The 14,348-nt window shown below is 68.6% G+C and carries 15 protein-coding genes; 11 read left to right on the top strand and 4 right to left on the bottom strand.

Annotated features, from left to right (window positions below; translation table 11 throughout):
- The first annotated feature begins 38 nt into the window (after positions 1–38).
- The 3 genes from folP (at position 39) to thiD (ending at position 3,553) form a co-directional block, all read left to right on the top strand.
- Positions 39–1,199 (top strand): dihydropteroate synthase, encoded by a 1,161-nt coding sequence (gene folP, locus DXK32_RS11780; RefSeq protein WP_114858671.1) that lies wholly within the window; start codon positions 39–41, stop codon positions 1,197–1,199.
- Positions 1,200–1,328: 129 nt separating this feature from the next.
- Complete coding sequence (gene glmM, locus DXK32_RS11775) at positions 1,329–2,696, top strand: phosphoglucosamine mutase (protein WP_114858670.1); 1,368 nt, start codon at positions 1,329–1,331, stop codon at positions 2,694–2,696.
- A gap of 41 nt (positions 2,697–2,737) precedes the next feature.
- Entirely contained in the window at positions 2,738–3,553 is an 816-nt protein-coding gene (thiD, locus tag DXK32_RS11770; protein WP_014240094.1) for a bifunctional hydroxymethylpyrimidine kinase/phosphomethylpyrimidine kinase, read from the top strand.
- Between the two features lie 27 nt (positions 3,554–3,580).
- On the opposite strand, the gene DXK32_RS11765 is transcribed toward thiD, so the two are convergent.
- The gene (locus DXK32_RS11765; RefSeq protein ID WP_114858669.1) at positions 3,581–4,975 is read right to left on the bottom strand and encodes a PLP-dependent aminotransferase family protein; all 1,395 of its coding nucleotides are present in this window, start codon (positions 4,973–4,975) and stop codon (positions 3,581–3,583) included.
- Positions 4,976–5,155: 180 nt separating this feature from the next.
- Between DXK32_RS11765 and DXK32_RS11760 the strand changes: the two genes are divergently transcribed.
- Positions 5,156–5,482 carry a YgaP family membrane protein gene (locus DXK32_RS11760; RefSeq protein WP_114858668.1) on the top strand — a complete coding sequence of 109 codons (327 nt, stop codon included), beginning with the start codon at positions 5,156–5,158 and terminating at the stop codon, positions 5,480–5,482.
- A 41-nt stretch (positions 5,483–5,523) separates the two neighbouring features.
- Here DXK32_RS11760 and DXK32_RS11755 read toward each other — a convergent pair whose 3' ends face one another.
- Positions 5,524–5,862 carry a hypothetical protein gene (locus tag DXK32_RS11755; RefSeq protein WP_114858667.1) on the bottom strand — a complete coding sequence of 113 codons (339 nt, stop codon included), beginning with the start codon at positions 5,860–5,862 and terminating at the stop codon, positions 5,524–5,526.
- 277 nt (positions 5,863–6,139) lie between these two features.
- Here DXK32_RS11755 and DXK32_RS11750 point away from each other — a divergent pair, with 277 nt between their 5' ends.
- The 7 genes from DXK32_RS11750 (at position 6,140) to DXK32_RS11720 (ending at position 11,889) form a co-directional block, all read left to right on the top strand.
- Positions 6,140–6,865, top strand: coding sequence for a Bax inhibitor-1/YccA family protein (locus tag DXK32_RS11750; RefSeq protein WP_114858666.1), 726 nt, complete (start codon positions 6,140–6,142; stop codon positions 6,863–6,865).
- Between the two features lie 186 nt (positions 6,866–7,051).
- A complete protein-coding gene (locus DXK32_RS11745; protein WP_162801146.1) occupies positions 7,052–8,344 on the top strand; it encodes a DUF2254 domain-containing protein in 1,293 nt (430 codons plus the stop codon).
- Positions 8,345–8,528: 184 nt separating this feature from the next.
- Entirely contained in the window at positions 8,529–8,777 is a 249-nt protein-coding gene (locus DXK32_RS11740) for a DUF1127 domain-containing protein (protein WP_114858664.1), read from the top strand.
- A gap of 4 nt (positions 8,778–8,781) precedes the next feature.
- Positions 8,782–9,198 carry a GNAT family N-acetyltransferase gene (locus DXK32_RS11735; protein WP_114858663.1) on the top strand — a complete coding sequence of 139 codons (417 nt, stop codon included), beginning with the start codon at positions 8,782–8,784 and terminating at the stop codon, positions 9,196–9,198.
- 9 nt (positions 9,199–9,207) lie between these two features.
- Positions 9,208–10,002, top strand: coding sequence for a PhzF family phenazine biosynthesis protein (locus tag DXK32_RS11730; protein WP_114858662.1), 795 nt, complete (start codon positions 9,208–9,210; stop codon positions 10,000–10,002).
- Between the two features lie 42 nt (positions 10,003–10,044).
- Entirely contained in the window at positions 10,045–10,500 is a 456-nt protein-coding gene (locus tag DXK32_RS11725) for a MaoC family dehydratase (protein WP_114858661.1), read from the top strand.
- 105 nt (positions 10,501–10,605) lie between these two features.
- Positions 10,606–11,889: an Hsp70 family protein gene (locus tag DXK32_RS11720; protein WP_114858660.1), complete on the top strand. Its 1,284-nt coding sequence runs from the start codon at positions 10,606–10,608 to the stop codon at positions 11,887–11,889.
- A gap of 145 nt (positions 11,890–12,034) precedes the next feature.
- On the opposite strand, the gene glnA is transcribed toward DXK32_RS11720, so the two are convergent.
- A complete protein-coding gene (glnA, locus tag DXK32_RS11715) occupies positions 12,035–13,444 on the bottom strand; it encodes a type I glutamate--ammonia ligase (RefSeq protein ID WP_014240105.1) in 1,410 nt (469 codons plus the stop codon).
- Positions 13,445–13,716: 272 nt separating this feature from the next.
- Positions 13,717–14,055 (bottom strand): P-II family nitrogen regulator, encoded by a 339-nt coding sequence (locus DXK32_RS11710; RefSeq protein ID WP_014240107.1) that lies wholly within the window; start codon positions 14,053–14,055, stop codon positions 13,717–13,719.
- Positions 14,056–14,348: the final 293 nt, after the last annotated feature.

The following is a 14,348-nucleotide window of genomic DNA, read 5'->3' as shown; positions in this document are numbered from 1 at the left end:
AGGCTGCGGTCTTCCGTTCCGCTGCACGAATCGTCGCCATGCCCCCGATCGCAAAGACTCCGATCGCCAAGCCCGCCCCGAAATCCGCCGCCGGCTCGCTTGCCTCCTTCGCACCCTGGGCGGGGGAGGAGGGCGTCCGCGTTTATCTGAGGCCGGTCGGGCTGCTGCCGGTCGCCGCCTGGAGCGCCGGGGCGGCGGTGCCGCTGGCCGGTGGGCGCTTCTCCTTCTCAACCGCCGAACTGATCGTCCGGCAGGGGGCGCGGATCGAGCGGGCCTTCGCGCCGCTGACCGAGATCATGGCCTGGGGGTGGGAGCGCGGCACCGCCGTGGCGCAGAGCCTCGACAAGCGGCTGGGCGCTCTGACCCGTGGGCGGGCGCCGTTCGGCGGGCTGGACCTCGGGCGCCCCCGGATCATGGCCATCGTCAACGTGACGCCGGACAGCTTTTCCGATGGCGGCGACTTTTTCGACGCCGGAACCGCCATCGCCCATGGCGAGGCGATGCTGGAGGCCGGGGCCGACCTGCTGGATGTCGGCGGCGAATCCACCCGTCCCGGCTCCGCCCCGGTGTCGCCCGAAGAGGAGGAGGCCCGCGTCCTGCCGGTGGTCCGCCACTTCGCAGCCAGGGGCGCCGTGGTGTCGGTGGACACGCGGCACGCGCGGGTGATGGGTGCGGCGCTCGACGCCGGGGCGGCGCTGATCAACGACGTGGCCGGGCTGCGCGACCCCGGCGCGCTGCCGCTGGTGGCGGAGAAGGCGGCCCCGGTGGTGGTCATGCACATGCGGGGCGAACCCGGCACCATGCAGCGGAATCCGACCTATGAGGACGCGGCGCTCGACGTGTTCGACTGGCTGGAGGAGCGGGTGGAGGCCTGCCTCGCCGCCGGGGTGGCCCTGGAGCGCATCGCCATCGATCCCGGCATCGGCTTCGGCAAGACGGTGGAGCACAATCTCGACATCCTGCGCCACACCGCCCTCTATCACGGGCTGGGCTGCGCCCTGCTGATCGGGCTGTCGCGCAAGACCCTGATCGGCAAGCTGTCGCGCAGCGAGCCGCCGAAGGAGCGTCTGGCCGGTTCGCTGGCCGGCGGCCTGGAAACGCTGAACCAGGGCGCGCAGATCCTGCGTGTCCATGATGTCCCCCAAACGGTCCAGGCACGCGCCGTCTGGGAGGGGCTGCATCCCGCAAGGATGCCGTGATCGTACGGCTCATGTAACCCTTTGGCGTGCGCGCGGAAGGGTTCTTGACCCCGCCCCCATGCCAAGCGATGACCTTCTCACCACATCCGCAGTTGCGGTACAGTGACTGGCCCATTCCTGAGGGATTTCATGACGCGACACCTGTTCGGCACCGATGGCATCCGCGGCACCGCCAACATCGATCCGATGACGGCGGAAACCGCCTTGCGCGTCGCGATGGCGTCCGCTTTGCAGTTCCGCCGGGGCGACCACCGGCACCGCGTGGTGATCGGCAAGGACACCCGTCTGTCGGGTTATCTTCTGGAGCCGGCGCTGACCGCGGGCTTCATCTCCATGGGCATGGACGTGGTGCTGCTCGGCCCGGTGCCGACGCCCGCCGTCGCCATGCTGACGCGCTCGCTGCGCGCCGACCTCGGCGTGATGATCTCCGCCTCGCACAACCCGTACCAGGACAACGGCATCAAGCTGTTCGGGCCGGACGGCTACAAGCTGTCGGACGCGGTGGAGATCGCCATCGAGACGCGCATGGGCCAGCCCTTCGCGCCGGACCTCGCCGGCTCCGCCGATCTCGGCCGCGCCTCGCGCCTTGAGGACTCGACGGGCCGCTACATCGAGTATGTGAAGAACACCTTCCCGCGCGGCCTGCGGCTCGACGGGCTGAAGATCGTCGTGGACTGCGCCAACGGCGCCGCCTACCGCGTCGCCCCGAAGGTGCTGTACGAGCTGGGGGCCGACGTGATCCCGGTCGGGGTCAACCCGGACGGCCTGAACATCAACAAGGACTGCGGCGCCACCGCGACCCGGACCCTGCAGGAACAGGTGGTGGCCCATGGCGCCCATCTGGGCATCGCGCTGGACGGCGACGCCGACCGCCTGATCATGGTCGACGAGGCCGGGCGCGTCGTCGACGGCGACCAGGTGATGGCGCTGATCGCCTCCTCCTGGGCGCAGGCCCAGACGCTGAAGGGCGGCGGCGTGGTCGCCACGGTGATGTCCAACCTGGGCATGGAGCGCCATCTCCAGGGACTGGGCATCGCGCTGGTCCGCACGCCGGTCGGCGACCGCTATGTGGTGGAACATATGCGCGAGCACGGCTACAACGTCGGTGGGGAGCAGTCGGGGCACGTCGTGCTGTCCGACTATTCCACGACCGGCGACGGGCTGATCGCCGCACTCCAGGTCCTGGCGGTGCTGATCCAGTCCGGCGGCCGGGCGGCCAGCGAGGTCTGCCAGGTCTTCGCTCCGGTGCCGCAGAAGCTGACCAACGTCCGCTTCGCCGCCGGTTCGAAGCCTCTGGAGATCGCCTCCGTCCAGGCGGCGATCCGCGACGGCGAGGCGCGGCTGAACGGGTCGGGACGCATCCTGATCCGCAAGTCGGGGACCGAGCCGGTCATCCGCGTCATGGCGGAAGGCGACGACGAAGGGCTGGTGCACGCGGTGGTGGCCGACATTGCCGGCGCCATCACGGACGCCGCCCGGCTGGAGACCGCCTCCTAAGGCCCACCCTCCAACCAGACGACCAGACGGAAGCAATCCCGATGCAGGCCCACCCGATCAACGGCCGTGTTCTTATCGTCGCCGGGTCCGATTCCGGCGGCGGTGCCGGCATCCAGGCGGACATCAAGGCGGTCAGCGCGCTGAACGCCTTCGCCATGACCGCCATCGCGGCGCTGACCGCGCAGAACACGACGGGGGTCTATGGTGTGCTGCCCGTCGACCCGGCTTTCGTTGCCCTGCAGATGAAGGTGGTGCTGGAGGATCTCGGGGCCGACAGCATCAAGATCGGCATGCTCGCCACCGCCGCCGTCATCGAGGCGGTGGCCGGCGAGTATGAGGCGCGGGCCATCAACGTTCCGCTGGTCGTCGATCCGGTGATGGTCTCGAAGAGCGGCCATTTCCTGCTGGAGCCGGACGCGGTGCAGACCCTGCGCAAGCGCCTGCTGCCCCATGCCGAACTGGTCACGCCCAACCTGCCGGAGGCCGAGGCGCTGACCGACATCCCGGTCCGCAATCTGGACGACATGCGCCGCGCCGCCGAGATGATCCGCACCTTCGGGCCGAAGGCCGTTCTGCTGAAGGGCGGCCATCTGGAGGACGAGCGGCTGTGCGACCTGCTGCTCACCGAGGACGGCGAGGAGGTGTTCGAGGGGCGGCGCATCCACACCCCGCACACCCACGGCACCGGCTGCACCCTGGCCTCGGCCATCGCCGCCGGCGTCGCCCAGGGCTTGAGCGTGCGCGATTCGGTGGCCCGTGCCCGTGCGTATGTGGACGAGGCCATCCGCTCCGCCCCCGGGTTCGGCCACGGCCACGGCCCGCTGAACCATCTGCACACGGTCCGGCCGTTCCCGTAAGGGCGCGGCCCTTCCGCTTCCCCTCGATCACACGATCGACAGCATCGCCGTCTGCGGATTCTCCAGCAGGTCGGCCAGCGTGCGCAGGCCGCGCGCCAGCTCGTCCCGGCTGTGCGGGTGGCAGAGGCCCAGCCGCACGGCGTGCGGGGCGCTGGCCCTTCCCACGGCGAACACGTCGCCGCCCGTCACCTTCACGCCGCGCCGCAGCGCCTCCGCGATGAAGTCGTCGCGCCGCCAGGGCTCGGGCAGGACCAGCCAGAGATGCTGCGCCGACGCGTGACCGCAGACGGCGTTGGCGGGCAGGATGGAGCGGGCGATCTGCTGGCGCGCCATGGCCTCTCCGCGCTGGGCCTCGGCGATGCGGTCGGCGCTGCCGTCGGTGATCCAACGCGTCGCGACCTCCGGCGGCAGGGGCGGGGACGAGTATTGCAGGGCGCGGATGACCGCCTCCACCCGCGGCACCAGGGCCGGCGGAGCGACCACATAGCCGACGCGCAGCCCGGCCGACACGCTCTTGGACAGGCTGTTCACATAGATGGTGACGTCCGGGGCGATGGCCTGGATCGGCTTCGCGTCATGAACCAGGAAGCCGAACACGTCGTCCTCCACCAGCATCACCCCGTAGCGGCGGGCGATGGCGGCGATCTCCACCCGCCGGGCCTGCGGCATGACCGAGGCGGTGGGGTTGTGCAGAGTAGGCACCAGATACAGCGCCTTGGGCGCCAGACGGCGGCAGGCGCTGTCGAAACTGTCCGGGATCACGCCATGCTCGTCGATGGCGATGCCTTCCAGATGGTAGCCCTCGACCGCGCTCAGCGTCTTCATGCCGTAGTTGGTCAGCCGCTCCGTCAGCACCACGTCGCCGGGACGCGCCACCGCGGCCATCGCCACCGCCATGGCGTTCTGCGCGCCGGTGGTCAGCAGGACCGTGTCCGGCGTCGCCGCCGCCCGGTGCTGCCGCGTCAGCCATTGCGCCCCGGCGGCACGGTGGGCGGGCAGGCCGGCGTGGGGCGCGTACTCCAGCAGCGTCCCGAGGTTGGGCGACGCGCCGATGGCGGCCAGGGTGGCGCCCATCATCGGCACCGACATCGGGTGCTCCGGCGTCACGACGGTCATGTTGACGACGGAGGGCTCGGGCCGGGGCGGCCAGGTGAAGGGATCGGACGGGGGCATGTGCCGCTGCCCCTGCACGAAGGTGCCGCGCCCGACCTCGCCGCCGATCAGCCCGCGCTTCTCCGCCTCCGTGTAGGCGCGGGTGATGGTGCCGACGGTGACGCCGAGGCGGTAGGCGAGGTCGCGGTGGGTGGGAAGCCGTGTGCCGGGGGCGAGCCGTCCGTTGGCGATGTCGTCGGACAGGGCATCGGCGATGGCGCGGTAACGGGGGCCTTGCCGCCCCTCCAGATCGGGAACCCACTGTGTCATGGGGACAATGATGACATTGTACCGATCAATCGACAAGTGTCACCGCATTGTCGCGATTGTGCAGTCCCGCTTGTGCCGTGCGCTCGGGAACCGGGATGGCCGGGCGGGCGTTGCAGTCAGGACCGCCCGGCGCCGCTTCGGCATCCCTTTCGCGCCGGGCACAGCCGGGAGACTTCAGGCATGAGCGCCGAAAACGCCATCCGACACACCTACGACCGCTTCTTTGGAGGCGAACGGAATCTCGGGCCGCTGGAACGCGCCGTGTCCACCGGCCTCGGCCTCGTCATGGCGGCGGGCGGCGTGCGCCGCGGCGCCGACGTGCGCGGCGCCATCATGGGGCTGGCCGGCGCCGCCCTGGTGGCCCGCGGCATGAGCGGCCATTGCCCGCTGAAGGCCATGGTCGCGGATGAGGACCACGACCGCCTGTCCGGCCCGCGGTCGGAGCGCTACAGCCCCGGCGAAGGGCCGCTGGAGCGCACGCCGGCCCGCACCGGGGCCTTTTCCTGACGCAACGGCCCCGTCAGAGGTTGACGGTCAGAGAATGACGGTCACGAGGATGAGGAAGCGGCGCGGCGGCGCCGCTTCCACTCTTTCCAGCGCCGCTCGCCGCGCACCAGGGCGCGGTTGATCGGCGGGCGGAGGAACGGAACGTCGTAGGCGAGCAGCACGAGGCCGAGGGGCAGCATCCAGATGCCCAGCACGGGCAGGAAGCTGAGCAGGCCGCCGAGAATCAGCAGCAGCCCGGCCGGGACGCGCACCCAGGTCGCCCGCGGCTCGCGGAGCCAAGCCAACACCCGCGCCATGGCGTCTGGAAGCTTCTCCTGGATGCGATCCACCCGCCGTTCGAGGCGCCTGTGGTGCTGGTCGCTCAACGCGGCACTCTCCATGTTGTTGATCCGGCTCTCAGTTGTTGATGCGTGACGCGGCGCTCCAGCTTGCCGGACCGGCCGCTCCCAAGCCGCCATATGGGAACCGCCAAGCGTGTTCCAAGCTCCCGTTCGCGTGGCTCCCGCGAGGGGGCGGGTCTCTTGAAAGACGCCGGCCATACGGCCAACTATTAGGGCAACCAGGGTCCGGGCCCCTCTGGTGGCCGAGTCGCCGCCATGCCGCCCGCCGCCGGCCAGAGGCTTGCCGGTCAGAGGCTTGAACGAGGGAGTTTTCGCAATGTTCGACCAGTATCCCAACCAGAGTCGGTGGGGCGCCGGCGCCGCGGGCGTGGACCGCGCGGCGTTCGACGAGGGCCTGCGCAAGCACATGCTGCGGGTCTACAACTTCATGATGCTCGGCCTTGGCGTGACGGGGCTGGTGGCGCTGTTCGTGGCGAGCACGCCGGCGCTGTACGTTCCGATCTTCACGACCCCGCTGAAGTGGGTGGTGATGCTGGCGCCGCTGGCCTTCATCATGGTGCTGTCCTTCCGCTTCCACGCGATGTCGGCGGCCGCGCTGCAGGGGCTGTTCTGGGCCTTCTGCGCGGTGATGGGCGTGTCGATGGCGTCGATCTTCCTGGTCTTCACCGGGGCCAGCGTGGCGCGGGTGTTCTTCATCACCGCGGCGATGTTCGCGGCGATGAGCCTGTGGGGCTACACCACCAAGGCCGACCTGTCGAAGATGGGCTCGTTCCTGATGATGGGCCTGATCGGCATCGTCATCGCCAGCCTGGTCAACATCTTCATCGGCTCCAGCGCCCTGCAGTTCGCCGTCTCGGTGCTCGGCGTGGTGATCTTCACCGGCCTGACCGCCTACGATACGCAGCGCATCAAGGAGGAGTACGCCGAGGGCTACGGCCACGAGGCCAACACCAAGCTCGCCGTCATGGGCGCTCTCTCGCTCTACCTCAACTTCATCAACCTCTTCCAGATGCTCCTCCAACTCATGGGCAACCGCGAGTAACGGAAGCGCATCCGGCGCCATCCAGGGCGCCATGCCGGGCCGGCCGCTTCCCGCGGCCGGCCTTTTTCATGTCTGGCCGATCTCCGGGGTTGGTTCGTCCGGGCTGCCGCGCCCGGGCCGGGCGGCCATATGGCGGCGCCGCACGTTGTTAAAGCCGTTTCAAACAGCACGTCTCTGGGAGCGGCAATGAGGGACCGGATTCGTCATTACTGGGCATTTCTCCGGGCCAGCCTGTGGTTCGTTCCCTTCCTGATGGGCGGGGTGGCGGCGGCCCTGGCGATTGCGCTGCTCACCTGGGGGCGTGGCGCCGTGGAGAACGCCACGGATTACTGGCTCCTCTACGCCGGGGACGCCGACAACGCGCGCCAGCTGCTGTCGTCGCTGTTGACCGGCATGATCACCATGACGTCGCTGGTGGTGTCGATCACCATGGTCGTGTTGACCTTGGCGGCCGGCCAGATCGGTCCACGATTGATCCGCAATTTCATCCAGGATTGGACGACCCAGGCGGTGTTGGGCCTCTTCCTGGCCGACATCGTCTATCTGCTGGTCGTCTTTCGGACCATCGACGGCAACCAGGCCGATCGGGTGCCCCATCTGGCGGTCAGCGTCGGCACCGGACTGACCGCCCTGTGTCTGTTCGTTCTGCTGGTCTACGTTCACAAGCTTGCCCGTTCGATCATTTACGACAATGTGGTGCAACGGGTGGCGGCGGATCTGCGCGACGTGACCGCAGCCCTGCTCCCCGAGCGCGGTGAGGGTCCCCCGGAGGTCCCCCCCGACCTGCGCGGCGATTTCGCCTGGGTGGACCTTGATCAGGACGGGTACGTCCAGGCGATCGACCTGGACGGACTGGTCGCCACCGCCCAACGAGCCGATTCGGTGATTCGTCTGGATGTCCGCCCCGGCCATTACGTCATCGGTGGCGGCGAGCATGTGGCCGTGTTTCCGGCCGGTTCCTGCACGGCGGAGCTGTCGAAGGCGATCCGCGGCGCCTTCATCGTCGGTTCGGAGCGCACCCCGACCCAGGACGTGGAGTTCGGCATCCGCCAACTGGTGGAGATGGCCACCCGCGCCCTGTCGCCGGGAATCAACGACGTGTTCACCGCCCTGGCGGTGATCGACAACCTTTCGGCCTCGATGGCCCGCATCTTCGACCGGGCGATCGAGCCGGCGGTTCTGCGCGATTCCGCCGGAATTGTCCGGGTCGTGCGTGACGTGACCGGATACGACGGCTTCGTCGGCGCTGCCTTCGATCAGATCCGGCAGGCGGGGAGCGGAAACGCCGCGGTGCTCATCCGGCTCGTCGACGCCATTCTGCGGCTGGCCCCGCGCGTGCGGTCGGACACCCAGCGGGAACCGCTGCGGGAGCAACTGGACATGATCCTCGAGGCGGGCGAGCGGAACATCGCGATTCCCCGCGATCTGGCCATTCTCCGGGACCGCTGGAGGCAGGCGACCGAGCGGTTGGCGCGCTGACGCCCGTCGGACCACGCAACCCGGTTCGGGACGTGAGGCAAAGGGGCGGGTGTGGCCGCCGGGATACATCCGATATCGGAAATGTAATGGTGACAATAACGACATTGACCGGCGCGATTGTGTCGACATAATCCCCATTGTCTCGATTGTTCGGGGCTGAATGTTTTGACGAAGGAGGTTCATCATGCGCACCACGGAAGCGACCCGCTCGTCCGGATCGTCCTCGTTCACGACCGTTCTCAAGGTCATTGCGCGCGCCCTCACCGTCGGCATCCGCCCCGTCTGGTTCGTGATGGAGGCGGGCCTGAACGGCTATGAGCGGTGGCGGCAGCGGCAGGCGCTGATGCGGCTGGACGATCATCTGCTGAAGGACATCGGCGTGTCCCGCGCCGATGTGGACAGCGAGGTCAGCAAGCCGTTCTGGCGGGGTTGAGCCGATGAGCGCCGCTGCGATCCTCTACGCCGTCGAGCCCGACCTCACCGCCGACGCCTTCATCGACGTGCTCCACCGCTCCGGGCTGGCCGAACGCCGGCCCGTCGCGGACCGCCCACGGGTGGAGGCGATGCTGCGCAACGCCGGCCTGATCGTCACCGCCCGCGACGCGGACGGGGCGCTGGTCGGTGTCGCCCGGTCCGTCACCGATTTCGCCTTCTGCTGCTACCTGTCCGACCTCGCCGTCGACCGCGCCTGTCAGGGGCGCGGCATCGGCAAGGAGCTGATGCGCCGCACCCGCGCCGCGGTGGGGGAGGGCGTGACCTGCCTTCTCCTGTCCGCGCCCAAGGCGGTCACCTTCTACGAGGCGGCGGGGATGGAGCGGCACGCCCAGGCGTTCCTGTTCACCGAGAAACCCTAAGGAGGCACCGTGCGCCTTCCCTTGTATCAGGTCGACGCCTTCGCGGACGCGGTGTTCGCGGGCAACCCGGCGGCGGTCGTGCCGCTGGAGGACTGGCTTCCCGACGCGACGCTCCAGGCCATCGCGGCGGAGAACAATTTGGCGGAAACCGCCTTCCTCGTCCGCCGCGGTGACGGTTACGAGATCCGCTGGTTCACCCCGACAGTCGAGGTGGACCTGTGCGGCCACGCCACGCTGGCTTCGGCCTTCGTCATCGCGACGATGCTGGAGTGGGGCTGCCCGCGTATCGACTTCGCCACCCGGGAAGCCGGAACCCTCAGCGTCACCCGCAACGGCGATCTCTACACGCTGGATTTCCCCAGCCGCCCGCCGGAACCGCTGGCCGGGCCGCCGGCCGGCCTGCTCGACGCGCTGGGCGGACCGCCGCCGACGGCGCTGCTGAAGGCGCGCGACCTCGTGGTCGTCTATGACGACGAGGCGACGGTGCGCGGCCTGACCCCCGACATGAGCGCCCTGGCCCGGCTGGAGGATTTCTACGCGGTCATCGTGACGGCGCCGGGCAGCGGCGGCGTGGACTTCGTCTCCCGCTTCTTCGCGCCGGCCCAGGGGATTCCCGAAGACCCGGTGACCGGCTCCGCCCATTGCACGCTGATCCCCTATTGGGCGCAGCGCCTTGGCAAGGAGCGGCTGAAGGCCCGGCAGGTCTCGGCCCGCGGCGGTTCCCTGTCCTGCGAACTGGCCGGCGACCGTGTGAGGATCGCCGGGAAAGCGGTTCTCTATATGGATGGCGCCATCTACATTTAGCGCCGTCCATACGAGGACCAATGGAACGGGAGGGCAGCGGGCATGGCGGGGCGTTACTTCGAGGATTTCCGCGTCGGTGACGTGATCGACACCGAAGGGGCGACGGTCACCGACAGCCAGATCATGGATTTCGCCCAGCGCTTCGACCCGCAGCCCTTCCACATGGACGCGGTGGCGGCGGCGGAGGGACCGTTCGGCGGGCTGATCGCCAGCGGCTTCCACACCCTGTCCCTGACCTTCCGGCTGTTCCGCGACACCGGGGCCATCACCGGCACCAGCCTGGGCGGCTCGGGCGGCGATGAACTGCGCTGGCTGCGCCCGGTGCGGCCCGGCGATACGCTGAGCGTCCGGGTGGAGGTGGTGGAGGCCATCCCGTCCCGCCGCGGCGACCGCGGCACGGTCCGGCTGGCCTACACCACGTTGAACCAGCATGGCGAGACGGTGATGACCATCACCCTGAACCACATCGTGGCCACCCGCAGCATTCCCGCCGAGTAGGCCCGCCGAATAAGACGGACAAGCGCGGCCTGTTCCGTCGCGCGTCTTGATCCGCAGGCCCGGCCCCTGTATAGCCTCGCCCCTTCCATCACGGCGGGGGTTCCCATGACGGCTTGTGGCCTCGATTTCGGCACGTCCAACACGACGCTCGGCGTGCGGACGGCGTCCGTGGCCGCCGGCACGGAAGGGAGCGGTTACGGCCTGCTTGCCCTCGACGGTTCGCGGACGACCCTGCCCAGCGCCGTCTTCTTCGATTTCGAAGCCGACGCGGTGACGGTCGGGCAGGCCGCCATCGACGCCTACGCGTCGGGCGTCGAGGGGCGTTTGATGCGGTCCATCAAGTCGATGCTGGGCACCGACCTGATCGACGCCGACACCGCGCTGCGCAAGGGCCGAATCACCTTCCGCGCGGTCATCGCCACCTTCCTGGCGGCGGTCAAGGAGCGGGCGGAGACGGCGCTCGGCGGCGAACTGACCGACGTGGTGCTGGGCCGCCCGGTGCATTTCGTGGACGGCGACCCGGCCGGCGACGCGGCGGCGGAGGAAACTCTGGGCGAGATTGCCCGCTCCGTCGGCTTCCGCGGCATCTCCTTTCAATACGAGCCGATCGCCGCCGCGCTCGATTACGAGCAGCAGGTGGACCGCGAGGAGCTGGCCCTGATCGCCGATATCGGCGGCGGCACGTCGGACTTCTCCATCGTCCGCATCGGGCCGGAGCGGCGTGGGCGGGCCGACCGCAGCGCCGACATCCTGGCCAACGACGGCATCCGCGTCGGCGGCACCGACTTCGACCGCGACCTGTCGCTGGCGACGGCCATGCCGCTGCTTGGCCACGGCAGCGCCATGAAGCGTCCGGGTCTGCTGGCCCCCAAGCATCTGTTCTTCGATCTGGCGACCTGGTCGAAGATCAACTTCCTCTACACCGCCAAGGCGATGGCCGATCTGGAGCGCCTGAAGCGCGATTCCGCAACTCCGGACCGCATCGAGCGGCTGATCGGCGTGGTCGAGCACCGGCTGGGCCATGCCCTGGCCATGGCGGTGGAGCGTACCAAGATCGCCCTGTCCGACGGGCCGGAGGCCGGCCTGCTGCTGGATTGGGGCGGCGGCGGCATGACGCGCCCGGTGTCGGTGGACGAACTGAACGAGGCGACGGCGGTTCTCGCCGGCCGCATCGGCGGGCGGGTGCGCGCCTGTCTGGCCGAGGCCGGCACGCTGCCGGCGGAGATCGACGCGGTGTTCCTGACCGGCGGCTCCACGCTGCTGCCGCAGGTGCGGGCGGCCATCCTGGCCGAACTGCCCGGCGCCCGCGTGGTCGAGGGCAACATCTTCGGCTCGGTCGGCACCGGCCTGACCATCGAGGCGGCGCGGCGCTTCGGCGGCACCGCCTGAGGCTTTCTGAAGTCCCGCACACGAAAAAGCCCGCCGACGTTGCCGTCGGTGGGCTTTTTCTTGGTCTGCTCCGCGGTTCGGTCCCCGGTGGTGTCCGCCGCGCCGCAAGGGCGGGGCGGACACCGGTGGACCGATGTCCGAAGGATCAGACCGAGTAGTACATCTTGTACTCGATCGGGTGCGGCATGGTCTCGAAGGCCAGCAGCTCCTCGGTGCGCAGGTCGATGTAGGACTCGATCATGTCCTTGGTGAACACGTCGCCCTTCTGCAGGAAGGCGCTGTCGGCCTTCAGGCTGTCCAGGGCCTCGCGCAGCGAGCCGCAAACCGTCGGAACCTTGGCCAGCTCTTCGGCCGGCAGGTCGTACAGGTTCTTGTCCATCGCCTCGCCCGGATGGATCTTGTTCTGGATGCCGTCCAGACCGGCCATCAGCAGGGCGGCGAAGGCCAGGTACGGGTTGGCCGACGGATCCGGGAAGCGGACCTCGACGCGCTTGCCCTTCGGCGAGGCGACGTACGGGATGCGGCAGGAGGCCGAACGGTTGCGGGCCGAGTAGGCCAGCAGAACCGGAGCCTCATAGCCCGGGACCAGACGCTTGTACGAGTTGGTCGTCGGGTTGGTGAAGGCGTTCAGCGCCTTGGCGTGCTTGATGATGCCGCCGATGTAGTACAGCGCCAGCTCCGACAGGTCGGCGTACTGGTTGCCGGCGAACAGCGGCTGGCCTTCCTTCCAGATCGACTGGTGCATGTGCATGCCCGAGCCGTTGTCGCCGAAGACGGGCTTCGGCATGAAGGTCGCGGTCTTGCCGTAGGCGTGGGCGACGTTGTGCACGACGTACTTGTAGTACTGCATGTTGTCGCCGGTGCGGACCAGCGTGTCGAACTTGATGCCCAGCTCATGCTGCGAGGCGGCCACCTCGTGGTGGTGCTTCTCGACCGGCACGCCCATCTCGGCGAGCACGCTCAGCATCTCGGCGCGCAGGTCCGAGCCGCTGTCGACCGGAGCGACCGGGAAATAGCCGCCCTTGACGCCCGGGCGGTGGCCCAGGTTGCCGTCCTCATAGTCCTTGTCCGAGGTGTACGGGCCTTCCTCCGAGTCGAACTCGTAGGACACCTTGTTCATCTCGACCTTGAACTTGACGTCGTCGAAGACGAAGAACTCGGCTTCCGGGCCGAAGTAGGCGGTGTCGCCGATGCCGGCCGACGCCATGTACTTCTCGGCGGCCTTCGCGATGCCGCGCGGGCAGCGGGCGTAGGGCTGGCCGGTCGACGGCTCGTAGACGTCGCAGAGGATGTTCAGCGTCGGCTGGGCCGAGAACGGGTCCATCACGGCGGTGGTCGGGTCGAGCTGGAGGATCATGTCCGACTCGTTGATCGCCTTCCAACCGGCGATCGAGGAGCCGTCGAACATGATGCCGTCCTCGAACACGTCCTCGTCGATGGTCGAGACGTGCTGAGCGGTGTGGTGCAGCTTGCCGCGCGGGTCGGTGAAGCGGAGGTCCACGTACTTGACGTCGTGTTCCTTGATCAGGTCGAAGACCTTGCTGATGTCGGACATATCTCTTTTTCCACGCTTAAGAGGTTTGGGTCCCGCTGCGTCAAACCGACCGAGGGGCGGGTGACGGCGCTCGCGGCGGACGTTATGTCATGCCTTTCCCAAGCACACAACGTGACAGCACAAAAAGTCGCGCCCGGATGGGCATCCGCGCACGGATCGTTCCGCTCGCGGTTGCGACGGTCTGCGTCGGCCCGATCGGTGTCGGCCGGCTCTGCGTCGGTTGTGGGCGGGGCTGGTTCATGTTGGCCGGTGGTCGGGTTTTCGGGACGCGATCAGATCGCGTCGCCTCCCTTCTCGCCGGTCCGGATGCGGACAACTTCTTCCACGGGGGTGACGAAGATCTTGCCGTCGCCGATGCGGCCGGTGTGGGCGGCCTGCTGGATCGCCTCGATCGCCCGCTCCACCAGGGAGTCCTCCATCACCACCTCGATCTTCACCTTCGGCAGGAAGTCGACCACATACTCCGCGCCGCGGTACAGCTCGGTGTGCCCCTTCTGACGGCCGAAGCCCTTGGCCTCGGTGACGGTGATGCCCTTGATGCCGACTTCGTGAAGGGCTTCCTTCACTTCGTCGAGTTTGAACGGCTTAATGATGGCTTCGATCTTCTTCATGGGTCTCTCGTGTACGAGGTGCCAACGTCGGCAGGCACCGTCCACGGCTCTGCCGACGGTCCGAAGTAAAGCACGTTGCGTGCCAATCGGAGGGGTTGCGATCCGGCTGCGTGGGATGCCGGGCCGCAGCGGGCCGATGCCACCGTGGGCGGCACGCGACTGCCAACGGATAGGGCGAAGTGAACAATATTTGTGCACAAGCTGCAAGCAATCCGCGCAGCCATGCCTTTTCGGATGGGGTAGGGCCGTCGTTCGCCGGGCTTTTCACATTGATGAACGCGGTGGAAAATAGA

Source organism: Azospirillum brasilense (genome assembly GCF_003349955.1).
GTDB classification, from domain to species: Bacteria; Pseudomonadota; Alphaproteobacteria; order Azospirillales; family Azospirillaceae; genus Azospirillum; species Azospirillum brasilense_B.
This window is presented reverse-complemented; position numbering and strand designations above follow the sequence as displayed.

Excerpts from the sequence above, each read along its gene's own strand:
- folP (WP_114858671.1), top strand. The coding sequence starts at position 39 with ATGCCCCCGATCGCAAAGACTCCGATCGCCAAGCCCGCCCCGAAATCC.
- glmM (WP_114858670.1), top strand. The coding sequence starts at position 1,329 with ATGACGCGACACCTGTTCGGCACCGATGGCATCCGCGGCACCGCCAAC.
- thiD (WP_014240094.1), top strand. The coding sequence starts at position 2,738 with ATGCAGGCCCACCCGATCAACGGCCGTGTTCTTATCGTCGCCGGGTCC.
- DXK32_RS11765 (WP_114858669.1), bottom strand. The coding sequence starts at position 4,975 with ATGACACAGTGGGTTCCCGATCTGGAGGGGCGGCAAGGCCCCCGTTAC.
- DXK32_RS11760 (WP_114858668.1), top strand. The coding sequence starts at position 5,156 with ATGAGCGCCGAAAACGCCATCCGACACACCTACGACCGCTTCTTTGGA.
- DXK32_RS11755 (WP_114858667.1), bottom strand. The coding sequence starts at position 5,862 with ATGGAGAGTGCCGCGTTGAGCGACCAGCACCACAGGCGCCTCGAACGG.
- DXK32_RS11750 (WP_114858666.1), top strand. The coding sequence starts at position 6,140 with ATGTTCGACCAGTATCCCAACCAGAGTCGGTGGGGCGCCGGCGCCGCG.
- DXK32_RS11745 (WP_162801146.1), top strand. The coding sequence starts at position 7,052 with ATGAGGGACCGGATTCGTCATTACTGGGCATTTCTCCGGGCCAGCCTG.
- DXK32_RS11740 (WP_114858664.1), top strand. The coding sequence starts at position 8,529 with ATGCGCACCACGGAAGCGACCCGCTCGTCCGGATCGTCCTCGTTCACG.
- DXK32_RS11735 (WP_114858663.1), top strand. The coding sequence starts at position 8,782 with ATGAGCGCCGCTGCGATCCTCTACGCCGTCGAGCCCGACCTCACCGCC.
- DXK32_RS11725 (WP_114858661.1), top strand. The coding sequence starts at position 10,045 with ATGGCGGGGCGTTACTTCGAGGATTTCCGCGTCGGTGACGTGATCGAC.
- DXK32_RS11720 (WP_114858660.1), top strand. The coding sequence starts at position 10,606 with ATGACGGCTTGTGGCCTCGATTTCGGCACGTCCAACACGACGCTCGGC.
- glnA (WP_014240105.1), bottom strand. The coding sequence starts at position 13,444 with ATGTCCGACATCAGCAAGGTCTTCGACCTGATCAAGGAACACGACGTC.
- DXK32_RS11710 (WP_014240107.1), bottom strand. The coding sequence starts at position 14,055 with ATGAAGAAGATCGAAGCCATCATTAAGCCGTTCAAACTCGACGAAGTG.